Raw genomic sequence first — 13805 nt, 5'->3', positions numbered from 1 at the left:
GGAAATCCCGTAACAAGCGTTGTGGTCATCTCCAGTCAACCCACTGAGTCCGAAATTGGCGGTTGGCTTCGATTGTAAATTTTATACTTTTCCAAATCGCCGTTCGCGTTGTTGGTAGGCACATAAGGCGCGGTGAAACTCAGCTCGGTCAAAATCGGGCCAGAGAGCATCGGTAATGTAAATTTCTCCATAAGCCATTTGCCAGAGAAGGAAATTTGAGAGGCGCATTTCTCCACTGGTGCGAATTAACAAATCTGGGTCAATAATTCCGGCTGTGTACAAGTGGCTTTCAAACACCTGTTTCATCTAATTTCATCGGGGTGTAGCAGACCTTGCTGGACTTGTTTTGCGATCGCTTGACAAGCTTGTAAAATTTCCTGCCGTCCGCCATAATTAGTTGCTACCGAAAACCGGATACCACGATTATTTTTGGTTTCTTCCATTGAACGGGATATTTCTTGTTGGAGCGATCGTGGCAGGTCTTGCAAATTCCCGACAAACTTAATTTGAACATTCTCTTCCACCATTTCCCGCAGTTCTTGGCGTAAAACTCTTTGAAAGAGAGTCATCAAAAAATCTACTTCTTCCTGCGGTCTTTTCCAGTTCTCCGTTGAAAAAGCATAAGCTGTCAGCGCCTGAATTCCCCAATCCTGACAACACCGAAGTAAATCCTTGAGAGCATCTACTCCTCGCTTATGACCCATAATTCGGGGTAGACCCTGACGTTTAGCCCATCGACCATTGCCATCCATAATCACCGCAACGTGCTGCGGCAATAGTTCTCGTTTTAAGTCTGTGGGCAAATCTTGCAGTTTGATATGTTGTCCTGTCATTTTTTATCTCGAGAAGCGGTCGATGGTAATCCGAGTAAACGTGAAACCAGTGCTAGTGTCTTGCCACCTATCCGACGAACAAAGCTCAACAGACCAGGAGCAACAGCTTCCCTATCTACGGTTGGAGACAAAAGAGCATCTAATGACTCTTTTAGCTTCCTAATCGTCAGTGGTCTATTTAGGGTTCCCCGTTCCGCTAAGGAAATAGAACCCGTTTCTTCAGATACAACGACACAAATGCAATTTTCGACCCGCTCAGTAATTCCCATTGCCGCCCGGTGGCGTGTTCCCAACTGGCGCGAGGCTGTGCGTCCCGAAAGTGGTAAAATTATACCCGATGACACTATCCGTGAGCCACGAATCAGTGTCGCCCCATCGTGTAACAAAGTTTTCGGCTGAAAAATTGTCTGGATCAGTTCTTTAGAAACTTCCGCATTGAGCTTTACTCCTGGCACAGAAAAATCTCGCTCATCAATTGGCCCTGTGGTTTCCACAATTAGTAAAGCTCCAATGCGGTTTTTTGACAATTCTTTAACAGCCTCAACAATTTCATCAATTACACTATCAGATTTAGGTATTGCCAGCCGATCTGGTTGAAATAGCTGGCGGAATTCGCCACGCCCCAATTGCTCTAAAAAACGCCGAAACTCTGACTGGAGAGCAACTGCCATCGCCACAGCACAACCAATCACCAATTTTTCTAATACAAAACTGAGCAGAGGTAGCCCTAATCTGCCGCTTAATGCTGAGGCTAGCATTAATATAATGAATCCCCTCACCATCCACAGTGTCCGGCGCTCACTAATAATAACCAGTATCATGTAAGTCAGTGCCAGCACTAACATGATATCCAGAGTCCCAAGTAGCAAGGACTGTGACCATCCCAGGTTTGTCAGCCATTGCTTCCACCAATCTCTCATGACATCTGGATTACACTTTTGCCTCTAATTACGGTTAGTCATTTGTCATTTGTCATTTGTCATTTGTTATTAAACCGCGTCTACTGTGAAAACCGTAGTTTTTTGTAATGAGGCTAAAGCTCAAAACTCAAGCCACGAGAGAATAATATACTCTCTTCAAAAACTATAGGTTTCAAAATAGACGGGGTTTAGTTTCTAGCTAATGACTAATGACCAAGGACTAACGACTATTTTTTAGTCTTTCTGGTAGACGATCTTGTCGAATTAAATCTTGATAAGTTTCACGTTGCAAAATTAAATTTGCTTCGCCATTTGCTACTACGACTGCTGCCGGTCGGGGCAAGCGGTTGTAGTTAGATGCCATACTGTAATTGTACGCACCAGTTCCCATAACTACGAGAATATCCCCTGGTTCAGTTTTTGGGAGTAGTGCATTTTTAATCAGAATATCTCCTGATTCACAATGTTTACCAGCAATTGTGACTGTTTGGTTCAAGGGAGAAGACATTTTATTGGCAACGACTGCCCGATAAACTGATTGATAAGTAATTGGGCGGGGATTGTCAGACATTCCTCCATCAATTGCCACGTAGGTGCGAATTTCTGGAATGACTTTGGATGAACCAATAGTATAGGCAGTGACGCAAGAAGTTGCAATTAGCGATCGCCCCGGTTCACTAAGTAATTTTGGCAAAGGTAGGTTTTCGGTTACGCAAGCTTTTTGGATAACTTCACAAATTGCCTTCACCCATTCTTCAATGCTAGGGGGATCGTCTGATTCTGTGTACTTAACCCTAAACCGCCGCCAACATTTAACTCTGTAATATTTAAACCATACTTCGTGGCATCCCGCAGCCATTGCACCATGACGGCGGCCAAGTCTTGATGCGGTTGGCGTTCAAAAATTTGGGAACCAATATGAGCATGTACTCCTACGCAATTAAGGGCAGGTTGTTGGCTGACAAAGGTAAAAACTTCATCTAAATCGTTAGGATCAAAGCCAAATTTGCTATCTAAGTGTCCCGTGCGGATATATTCGTGCGTATGACACTCGATACCCGGAGTCAGCCGTAGCATGATACGGATCGGTTGAGCCGGTTGGGCGATTTCGGCAAGGGTATGCAATTCATACCAGTTATCCGCCACAATGGTGACACCAGACTCGATCGCTAAAATTAATTCTTCACGAGACTTATTATTTCCGTGAAGGTAAATTTTATTGGGACTAACACCGGCTTCCAAGGCAGTGTAAAGTTCGCCCCCAGAAACTACATCGATACCCAGTCCTTCTGAGGCGGCGATCGCACAAAATGCTAAACAATTCCAAGCTTTTGAGGCGTACAATACTTGAGATTCGCCCATGTAGTATTGCTTGAAAGCATCTCGGTATTGCTGACAAGCCGAACGCAGGGTTTCTTCATCTAAAATATATAAAGGGGAACCAAACTGCTCAACTAGGGTTGTGACATCACACCCACCAATTTCCAGGAGATCATGATGATGAACTCTAGCAGTCAAGGGTAAAAGTTCTTGATAGGCGATGGATTTGCACTGGTGTCGCGCTTTTGAGGTAAATATTGACTTCCAGAATGTTGAACCCCAGTGGGGTGAGTCGATACCATAACTATAAAAGTTTTCCTTGTTTAAATTACGGGATTTGAGTTCATCTCCTGATTCTCAGTTTACAAAGGGTTTGTAACGTTATTCAATAAATGTGATCTCATTAGACTTAAAAATTCAATTACTGACTCCAGAGCATCTAAGTGCATTGTTGGAACTAGATCAAGCCTGTTTTGGCGGGCTATGGACAATGGAGGGCTACCAACGCGAGTTAGACAGCCCCAACAGCGATTTGCTCGGTTTATTTTCCTCTGTCTCTAATTCGAGACTGCTGGGAATGGGTTGCTTTTGGTCAATTTTAGATGAAGCCCACATCACAATTTTGGCGGTTCATCCCGAATATCATCGTCAAGGTTTAGGACAGGCTTTATTATATTCACTTATCAAGACAGCTTGCGATCGCAAAATGGAGCGAGCTACTCTCGAAGTGCGAGCTTCTAACTTGGGGGCTATATCTTTATATCAAAAATTTGGCTTTAAAATAGCAGGGCGGCGGCGGCATTACTACCAAGATAACGATGAGGACGCGCTGATTCTTTGGCTGCCAGATTTACAACACCCCAAATTTAAAGCAACTTTAGACCAGTGGTATTCAATTGTCAGCGATCGCCTAGATAAATCCTCTTGGCACTTATCTTTTTAATTAGTTCACCGTAAATCTACTGTTGTTCTCAAAGGCAGCATCGGGTGGCTTATTATACTTGATTTTACTTAACCTTCCTCTTAAGAAATATTTCTATTTATTTATATTCACCACTGGCGATCGCCCGTAAACAGCTTTCATCAAACTAGGATGAAACCTTAATCTTTCGTTGGCTGTAATCACGTAAAATCGTCTATTTTTCCCCAGGTGAGCAAAAATTCTTAAAAGGTAGGAATTTAGAAATCTCGCCTTAGCAGATTAAGAGCAGATGATTGCGATCGCACTTTATATCTAAATTTTAGCATTAATGTGCTATGTACGAATACATTTATAAAGATAGGTTCGCTAGGGTACAAAATTTATTTACAAGTAATTATAAGTAAAACTTATTTTACAGAATTGATTTTTAAGTAAGTAAAGGTATATTTTTTACTTGCGATTTCCGCATTAGCAGCATTGGCTAAATGATTCAACAAGGATTTTGGGGTATTAAAAGTCTTTAATTCGCAAACTATGCTGGTAGTGGGCTAAACCTATGATGCTTATTTAGGGCCTTTTAGCAAATATCCAATTATTTTTTACAAAATTTAGCACTTACGTACAATTTATAAAATAATGAACTACAGAAGTACTTAGAAATAATAGTTGAGAGATATTTTCCTTAAGTCCTAGTACTTTTCAAAAAAAACCTTACTTTTAACAGATGTATATTGATAATCTTTACCAAAATATTTTCTAATACATAGAAAATACTTAATTTGAAAAATAAAAGAATTCGTAAAGTTTTTGTAAAAAACTTTACATGACTTCCGCAGAATGATAAATAAGTAAGTAGTGTTGCGTAAATAAACTTATATCCAAAATATCTAAAGATAAATTTTGAGTAAACTTACATAGAACAACTTTGGCTGCGATCGCTGCAACTGCAATATAAAACGATACGCCAGACCAAATGTTTAAATTAATCTAGATTACGTATGTATTCATTTGTAATTACTATGATTTTCATCAATATCTATAAGTTTTACAAAAGATAAGATTACGATTATGTCATCTTATACCTTGAGTAGAAAAGTCAAGAGTTGTAACTTTTGATGTAGATACAGATAATACGGTGAATGTAATGATAATTTTTGTAAAAAAGTAGAAGTGAAATATATGTAACTATTAGTTAATGCTTGTAATTTACAAAACATCCAGACTCAATGAATACGAAAACTAATAGCTAATAGGCTAATAGAAAAAAAGTTATTAAACCATTTTTTATATTTTTTAAGGAGAGAAAATATAGTGTTTTTGAATCTGTTTTAAATCCTCGTTTGTTTAGCAAAGTTAAAAAATCATTGTTTGTAACCAAGTAGAGAAAAGCAAAGTAAAATAAAACTTTAATTAAATATTATTGTCTAGTTAAGAGTAATCAAAGAACGTTAAGTAAAAATTTATTAGAATCGAGATGATTTTATTAAATGTTTTAGCTGTTGTGGGGAAAATCAGACACTATGAAATTAATGCTAGTATGCACATCAGGTGGTCACTTTGCAACCATGAAAAGTTTGAAGTCTTTCTGGTCACTGCATGAAAGAGTATGGGTCAGTGACTATAAAAGAGATACAGAAATACTTGAAAAAAACGAGAGAGTCCATTGGTTGCCTTATCAAGCACCAAGAGATTGGTTGGCTCTCATACTTAATCTCCCTCAAACTTTTAAAATATTACGTTATGAGAAACCCAACGTAATTCTATCGACTGGAGCTAGTATTGCTGTCAATTTTGCATTTATAGCTAAACTTTTGGGAATCAAATTCATTTATATTGAGAGTATTTCTCGTGCCGAAGAATTGAGTATTTCAGGCAAATTAATCTACTCAGTATGTGATGAGTTTTATGTCCAATGGCCAGAGTTATGCAAGAAATACCCTAAAGCAATTTTTAAAGGATATGCATCATGATTTTAATGACACTAGGGACAGTTTCATTTCCATTTGACCGTGCAGTATTGTGGTTGAAAATGTTAATAGACCGTGGTGTCATTTCTGAACCTGTGTTTTTACAATATGGTTACAGCGATGTTTCTGCATTAAAAGGATATCCTCAAGTTACTTTAGTGCCAACAGTTACCTTAGATGAGCTAGTCAAGTTAGTAGAGTCTTCTCGGTTGGTTATATCTCATGCTGGACAAGGCTCTACACGGATGCTTGCTGCACAAGGAGCGCGTTTTGTGCTTTTACCAAGGCTAAAACGCTATAGTGAGCACGTTGATGATCATCAATTGTTATTCACTCAAGCTGTTGCACCATTAGGGATAAAAAGTTTTGTATCTCTAGATGAACTGGAAAAAGCAGTGTTGGAGCCGCCTCCTTATTTTCATCAAAATATATTTAATACTCCAAAGCTGACTGATTACTTGCTGGTGCAATATCCTCCAGAAAAAGCAGTTGTTCGGTTGAGTTAATTAACTGTTCTGCTTTTGCTTAATAAAGCTTATGTATCAGCCTGGTAAAAAATAGTACGCTTTATTAACAAAGTAGTGTACTAGCAATCGAACAGAATATTTCAGCATTTAGTGAGTTACAAAAGTTTACAATCGCAGCAAAGGTAATTTTATTTATCTTTTTTCTTTCAGTAATTCACTAATAGCATAAGAACTGTAACTTGGGAATTACATAAGCATTATTTATCTCAGAACATACAGCTATTGTGCAATTTTTTTTTAACGCCCAGTAATGTTCAGTTCGGTAGATTGCATCACAACAGGATAATAAAAATTCAAACATTTATGACTAGCCAATCCACTGAAATAGATTTTTTAGTTACTTCTTTAAATGACACGGCCATAGTGCAAGTCTCAGCCCGATTCACCGTATTGGAGGCTGTAAGCTTTAAGCAAACCTGCCAAAGCTTAATTCAAGCCAATTCACATCTCAAACAGATGATCATTGACTTTCACCAAACTACTTTTATGGATAGTAGTGGTTTAGGTGCATTAGTTAGTAATTTCAAATACGCCGAGTCAAAAGGAATTGCATTAAGACTGCGTAATGTGACACCTGAAGTAATGTCAGTCCTAAAACTAACTGGATTGGATCAGGTTTTTAGCTTACAGTTCTTTGATAACGAGTCACTAATAGAACAGCAAAACTTAATACATATCCACAAAACAAGTTCTCGTCAGATAGAGCATTTACCTGCAACTCATCCTTCTGTGGCATCTTGGATGAAACGGTTTATAGATATTGTAGGATCACTAGTAGGTTTACTAATTACAGGAGTTTTATTCATTCCCATTGCGATCGCTATTCAAATGGATGATCCTGGTACTATTTTCTTTAGTCAAACTCGCTGTGGCTGGATGGGAAAGCGGTTTAAAATTTGGAAATTCCGCTCCATGTGTATGGATGCAGAAGCGAAGAAATTCCTAGTAGAAAACCAAGCCAAAGGTGCTTTCTTCAAAAATAAAAACGAATCCTAGAATTACCAAAGTAGGGCGCTTTTTACGGCGAACAAGTTTAGATGAACTACCCCAATTTTGGAACATCCTCAAAGGAGAAATGAGTTTAGTAGGCACTAGACCCCCTACACCTGATGAAGTAGAACGCTATGAAGTACCACAGTGGCAACGTTTGGACGTTAAGCCGGGTATGACTGGTGAATGGCAAGTAAATGGACGTTCTACAGTAATTAATTTTGAGGACGTAATTCGTCTAGATTTGCAGTATCAAAAAAATTGGAGTTTATTGTACGATTTAAAGCTGATTTTGAAAACAGCAGCTATTTTGTTTAATAGAAACAGTGGGGCTGTTTAGCTTTTTACATCTGCCTGCTGCCATTTTTGAGTTCGTCAGAACTTAGTGACTTACAAATAAAAAAATCACTATTAAACAGTAATGATAATTATTACTATTTAATAGTGGTTTTTTTGAGTAATTTGTTATTTGAGAGTCCCAGTATGAATACTGGAAAACTGGGCGCTAATTTTTCATAAATTTACCAAACTATTGATTTTAATATCTTTTTCAATATAAAATAATCATAATTTGGTTTTATATATGTGCTTTTTGTAACAAAAAAATAAAATAATTTAAAAATTCTTATTAAAAAAATACTAAATCCCAGCATTCAGGAGGAAAGCAATTCGAGCTTACAAAACCCACACTTAAAAACATAAGAGTTATGCTGTGTAAGCTTTATCTAAACAGAATTCAGGAGTCAGGAGTCAGTATGAATTCTGTACGAGTGGCGGATAGCGTAGCGGTAGCGAGTCCACGTTCGCTTTTAGCGTCTCGTAGAGAGCGTCTGAATAAACGGGTTTAAAATCCCCACCAAATTGAAAATTTGGTGGTCTTAAAGACGCTCAATAGCACAGCGTTAGCGACGCAGGAGCGTCTGACTCGCTTTCCGCGTCGCTATCAGTGGGGGATTCAGATCCACCACTGATTTATTCTGACTCCAGTTAGCGGATAGCTAAGGTTTAGCCCATTCTGACTTCTGAATTCTTCTTCAAATCTCCTAGAGTTTTGCGCTCTATACAATTCTTATTATGTTAGTGGGCAATAACTTACCAACTAAAATTTCTGGTAATGTCTCCTGCCTTTTTTTGCCAATTGCTTATAATAAATCCCAAAAACCCTGGTGAAATAAAGCTCCTCAGTATACTAGCCAGATAAAGTAGTCAATAGTTAACAATTACCAAGTCATAGCTTCAGGATGTCTATAATCTGTTATACAGGCATCCAAAAGCTTTGCCTGTGCTAAAATCAGCATACCGGCACGACCGCAGATGATGGGATAAAGCCATGTTTGAGCGCTTCACAGAAAAAGCCATTAAGGTAATCATGCTGGCCCAAGAAGAGGCCCGCCGTTTAGGTCACAACTTTGTCGGAACTGAGCAGATCCTCTTGGGTCTGATCGGCGAAGGCACTGGTGTGGCTGCTAAAGTGCTGAAATCAATGGGTGTCAATCTCAAAGATGCCCGAATTGAAGTTGAAAAAATTATAGGACGGGGATCAGGCTTTGTTGCTGTGGAAATTCCGTTTACGCCACGGGCAAAGCGAGTTTTAGAACTCTCCTTGGAAGAAGCACGCCAACTGGGGCATAACTACATTGGCACCGAGCATCTGCTGTTGGGCCTAATCCGCGAAGGGGAAGGTGTCGCAGCCAGGGTGCTAGAAAACCTCGGTGTGGATCTATCTAAGGTAAGAACCCAAGTTATCCGCATGTTGGGAGAAACTGCCGAAGTTTCACCAGGCGGTTCATCCGGGCGCACAAAAACCCCGACTCTGGATGAATTTGGTTCAAACCTGACCCAGATGGCAATAGATAATAAGCTCGATCCAGTGGTGGGACGCGCTAAAGAAATTGAGCGAGTGATTCAGATATTGGGTCGCCGAACCAAAAATAACCCAGTGCTGATTGGGGAACCAGGGGTTGGTAAGACTGCGATCGCTGAAGGTTTAGCTTCACGCATTGCCACCAAAGATGTCCCTGACATCCTCGAAGATAAACGCGTCGTCACCTTGGATATTGGTTTGCTCGTAGCAGGAACCAAGTACCGGGGTGAATTTGAAGAACGCTTGAAAAAAATCATGGATGAAATCCGCTCGGCGGGTAATGTCATTCTCGTGATTGATGAGGTACATACCTTAATTGGTGCGGGTGCAGCCGAAGGTGCGATTGACGCAGCAAATATCCTCAAGCCAGCTTTGGCCAGAGGTGAGTTGCAGTGCATCGGTGCTACAACCTTAGATGAATACCGGAAGCACATCGAGCGAGATGCAGCATTAGAGCGGCGTTTCCAACCAGTCATGGTTGGCGAACCTACAGTTGATGAAACAATTGAAATTTTATATGGTTTGCGCGAACGCTACGAGCAACACCACAAACTGAAAATCTCCGACGAAGCATTGGTGGCGGCGGCGAAGTTATCAGATCGTTACATTAGCGATCGCTTCCTCCCAGATAAAGCCATCGACTTAGTTGATGAAGCTGGTTCTAGGGTGCGCTTGATTAACTCCCAACTGCCACCCGCAGCTAAAGAGTTAGACAAAGAACTGCGTCAGATATTAAAAGAAAAAGATGATGCAGTGCGCTCCCAAGACTTTGACAAAGCTGGAGAATTGCGCGATCGCGAAATGGAAATCAAAGCCGAAATCCGGGCGATCGCTCAAAGCAAGACCAATGCAACTGGCACAGAAGGTGAAGAACCTGTAGTTACAGAAGAAGACATTGCTCACATTGTCGCTTCCTGGACAGGTGTACCGGTGAACAAACTCACCGAATCTGAATCTGAAAAGCTGCTGCACATGGAAGACACCTTGCACCAGCGTTTAATCGGTCAAGATGAAGCTGTGAAAGCAGTTTCACGGGCAATCCGTCGCGCTCGTGTTGGTTTGAAAAATCCCAACCGACCCATAGCTAGCTTTGTCTTCTCTGGGCCTACTGGTGTAGGTAAAACCGAGTTGGCGAAATCCTTAGCTGCTTACTTCTTCGGTTCCGAAGAAGCGATGATCCGTTTAGATATGTCCGAATACATGGAGCGTCACACCGTCAGCAAGCTGATTGGTTCCCCTCCAGGTTATGTTGGCTATAACGAAGGTGGTCAGCTAACCGAAGCCGTGCGGCGGCGACCTTACACCGTGGTGTTGTTCGACGAAATCGAAAAAGCACACCCCGATGTCTTCAACATGCTGCTGCAAATTTTGGAAGACGGTCGGTTAACTGATGCCAAAGGTCGCACGGTGGACTTCAAGAACACCTTGCTGATTTTAACTTCCAACATTGGTTCTAAGGTAATTGAAAAAGGCGGTAGCGGTATCGGCTTTGAATTCTCCGAAGATGCTAGCGAGTCAACTTACAACCGGATTCGCTCTTTGGTGAACGAAGAATTGAAGCAGTACTTCCGTCCAGAGTTCCTCAACCGACTCGATGAAATTATCGTCTTCCGTCAGTTGAACAAGCCGGAAGTGACCCAAATCGCCGAAATTATGCTCAAGGAAGTATTTGGTCGTCTGACGGAAAAGGGTATCACCTTAGAAGTCACAGACCGCTTCAAGGATCGTTTGATCACTGAAGGTTACAGTCCCAGCTACGGCGCAAGGCCATTACGTCGGGCAATTATGCGCCTGTTAGAAGATAGCCTAGCAGAAGAAATTCTGTCTGGTCGTATCAAAGATGGCGATACAGCCCTTGTTGATGTGGATGAAAATGGCATTGTCCAAGTTAGTTCTCAACAGCGTCGGGAATTGTTACCCCAAGGTGTTGAGTAAAATTTAGAGTTTGGGATTTAAATCTCAAATAGAAAATTAGAAAACGGTAGAGTATTTATTGCTCTACCGTTTTTTTGTACGACTGCCTGATTGCGATTATAAGTTTATGTATTGTAGTATTCTTGCTGAGTCAACTTGTAAACTACAAGGTATCAAAAAAGATAAAAAATCTGCGAAGAGTTCCTATTAAGATAAAATGAGCTTTATTTTAAAGAGTTACCTATTTTCTCAATAAACCAATTCATTGTATTGTGTATTTTTTGATAATCTTTTTGCTTAAAAAAATCTTTAAGGTAATTTTGGGGCTGCTTATTATCTGCGAAAATTTCCACCTTATTTCCCAACTGGTATTGTAAGATTTTGAGATTACTTCTAACGTCATTAAGAACTTTGTCAACATCTAAAAATTCATTTTTTAAATTACCTAGAGTTATATATGCCCATCCTTGACCAAAATTGTTATAAATTTTAATATTTTTCTCTGGGTTAATTAAAAATTTGAAAAATATTTTTTTTAGTTTTTCTTCAGTAATTTTATTTTTATCTAGATTTCTAAATCCTATCTTTATTTTACGTTTAGCTTCAATCCTTTCTTCTATGGATTTACCATTCCAATCTCCATGACTAGCAACATCTCTGATATCCATGATATTAATAATCATTTTATATTCTTCATGATCATAAGGGTTAAAGTTTTCTTTTTTACTATTAATTGCTTTAAAAAAATCAGCTAGTTTATTTTTTTTGTAATATGAATTATCTTGTATTTTGTCGTTGCCATATTCTTTGGCTATAAATTGATTAAGCAATATTTCTATTTGTAGGTATATCTTTCTACAGAATTCTATAAAATCATCATTGATAATGTCATGAACTGATTGTCTATTGTATTCTTCAAGTTGTTTTCTGAGTTGATCATTCTCTGACTGATTGAGCCAGAGATATTGTGAATAATCAATTAAAAATATTTTACTTGAGTCTATCTTAATTTCTTCTCTGGTTAATTTATCCAGATATAAAGCGATATTTTTAAGATTACAGTTAAGTTCTTGAAGTAAGTTTTGAGCTACTCTATCCATTAATTATCGCTCTCAAATAATATAATAACTAATTAATCACTAAATTTGAAAGTAGCTGATATTGATTTAAATATTTTTGGTAAATAGAATCATCTGTTCCCTTTACCATACCAATAAACTCTATTTTGCCCCGAAGTACTTGTTTAAAATTTGGTTTCTGCTTGGCAGGTAATCTGCTTTGAGATTCATGCTTTTCTTGATACTCTTTTTCCACAGCCTCAAGCCCAAATTTAGCCCAAGCATGAAGCATAGCACGAACCTGACGCACATACCTTCTGTCAACATTAGGAAATAGATTAGTCGTTAATCCCGTTACTTCTTGATGATTACCTTTGACTTGCAGTCGATTTTTATGATTATTTACCTCAAATCCATTATTATTAATAATTGATAATAATATATTACCAATAAAAATTTTATCTACATCTTCTTCAGCTACTATATATGCTAGTTCTTCAGGAAACTTAGGTAAAGTTGTTGAGAAAGTAATATCATCTGCATACCTTGTATAAGTTGCTTTGTACTCTTTAGCTAAACGTTGCAATTGACTATCCATCTTGGCACAAATCATATTAGTCACGATGGGTGAAGTTGGGGCACCTTGAGGTAACTGATTGTTATGACAACAAATCTGCGCTAGAACAGTCGCTACGTCTGGATGTAAACCATAGGGTGTAGCCATAAACATACCCCGGACTCGACCAAAATTAATCGACGGAAAAAAATCAGTTAAATCAAGATTTAGAACATAGCGTTTTTTAGTATGAGCTTGAGCATTAGTTACAATATTTTTCCCCATCACAAAACCATGCACTGATGGTTTTATCTCATACACTGTTTGTAATACTTGATTAAGTTTTGTCTGAATAATTTTAAGTGCAGTTATCGGAGTTGATATCTGACGAATACCACCAGACTTTTTAGGTATCTCAAAAATTTTATAACGTTTGTCTGCTTCAACAAGATATATATGATAAACAAGACGAGGATAGGAAACCTCTAAAAGGTCAGCTATATCCATTGGTTGTTTGAGAGAGTAAAATTTCTCTCGTAAAGATTCGGGGCTATCTGTGAGAAGCAACTGAGAGTTTTTTTTCACTTTGTCCCCTGAGTTATCCTTAATCAGCTATCTTTTGAGCGATGTAACAGCCATATTTAGATTTAGCATTGACACAGATATCATGCTAATTTCTACGATTGGAAATAAAAAAATATCACTTGCGGGTGTATTCTCGCCTATACGGATAAGGATCAAGAGGCAATTTAAAAGATTAAAATCCTCGTAAAGCTGACCGTGAAATACACCGTCGCAGGATCAACAACGGAAATCAATACCTATACCCGCAAGTGATTGAAGTGGTTTGTCTAAGGAATCATTGCTTACAACTGATTCAGACTTACCTTTAGGTAATCTTACAGGCAAATTGTCTCAAAGTATTGCGTGAAAA

At 38.9% G+C, this 13805-nt stretch carries 9 protein-coding genes and 2 pseudogenes; 6 read left to right on the top strand and 5 right to left on the bottom strand.

What is annotated here, in order from left to right:
• Positions 1–81: 81 nt before the first annotated feature.
• From ANSO36C_RS21200 to lysA, 3 genes and pseudogenes are all read right to left on the bottom strand, one after another.
• Positions 82–833 (bottom strand): annotated as a pseudogene (locus tag ANSO36C_RS21200) (isoprenyl transferase).
• Positions 830–1753 (bottom strand): diadenylate cyclase CdaA, encoded by a 924-nt coding sequence (gene cdaA / locus ANSO36C_RS21195; RefSeq protein ID WP_251956111.1) that lies wholly within the window; start codon positions 1751–1753, stop codon positions 830–832. The pseudogene ANSO36C_RS21200 and the gene cdaA overlap by 4 nt, the downstream one beginning before the upstream one ends.
• A gap of 220 nt (positions 1754–1973) precedes the next feature.
• Positions 1974–3375: pseudogene (gene lysA, locus ANSO36C_RS21190) on the bottom strand (diaminopimelate decarboxylase).
• A 92-nt stretch (positions 3376–3467) separates the two neighbouring features.
• Between lysA and rimI the strand changes: the two are divergent.
• From rimI to ANSO36C_RS21165, 6 genes are all read left to right on the top strand, one after another.
• On the top strand, positions 3468–4016 hold the full coding sequence (gene rimI / locus ANSO36C_RS21185; protein WP_251956110.1) for a ribosomal protein S18-alanine N-acetyltransferase: 549 nt from the start codon (positions 3468–3470) through the stop codon (positions 4014–4016).
• 1499 nt (positions 4017–5515) lie between these two features.
• Entirely contained in the window at positions 5516–5965 is a 450-nt protein-coding gene (gene pssD / locus ANSO36C_RS21180) for a PssD/Cps14F family polysaccharide biosynthesis glycosyltransferase (protein WP_251956109.1), read from the top strand.
• Positions 5962–6468 (top strand): glycosyltransferase, encoded by a 507-nt coding sequence (locus ANSO36C_RS21175; protein WP_251956108.1) that lies wholly within the window; start codon positions 5962–5964, stop codon positions 6466–6468. The genes pssD and ANSO36C_RS21175 overlap by 4 nt, the downstream gene beginning before the upstream one ends.
• Positions 6469–6792: 324 nt before the next feature.
• The gene (locus ANSO36C_RS21170) at positions 6793–7485 is read left to right on the top strand and encodes an anti-sigma factor antagonist (protein ID WP_410174626.1); all 693 of its coding nucleotides are present in this window, start codon (positions 6793–6795) and stop codon (positions 7483–7485) included.
• Complete coding sequence (locus tag ANSO36C_RS34990; protein ID WP_410174625.1) at positions 7454–7819, top strand: sugar transferase; 366 nt, start codon at positions 7454–7456, stop codon at positions 7817–7819. Before ANSO36C_RS21170 ends, ANSO36C_RS34990 begins: the two co-directional genes overlap by 32 nt.
• Positions 7820–8809: 990 nt before the next feature.
• Complete coding sequence (locus tag ANSO36C_RS21165; protein ID WP_251956107.1) at positions 8810–11278, top strand: ATP-dependent Clp protease ATP-binding subunit; 2469 nt, start codon at positions 8810–8812, stop codon at positions 11276–11278.
• Between the two features lie 203 nt (positions 11279–11481).
• On the opposite strand, the gene ANSO36C_RS21160 is transcribed toward ANSO36C_RS21165, so the two are convergent.
• Together ANSO36C_RS21160 and ANSO36C_RS21155 are read right to left on the bottom strand one after the other, a co-directional pair.
• Complete coding sequence (locus ANSO36C_RS21160; RefSeq protein WP_251956106.1) at positions 11482–12357, bottom strand: hypothetical protein; 876 nt, start codon at positions 12355–12357, stop codon at positions 11482–11484.
• A gap of 28 nt (positions 12358–12385) precedes the next feature.
• Positions 12386–13456: a reverse transcriptase domain-containing protein gene (locus tag ANSO36C_RS21155; RefSeq protein WP_251956105.1), complete on the bottom strand. Its 1071-nt coding sequence runs from the start codon at positions 13454–13456 to the stop codon at positions 12386–12388.
• Between the last annotated feature and the right edge of the window lie 349 nt (positions 13457–13805).

Source organism: Nostoc cf. commune SO-36 (assembly GCF_023734775.1).
Taxonomy (GTDB): Bacteria; Cyanobacteriota; Cyanobacteriia; order Cyanobacteriales; family Nostocaceae; genus Nostoc; species Nostoc commune_A.
This window is presented reverse-complemented; position numbering and strand designations above follow the sequence as displayed.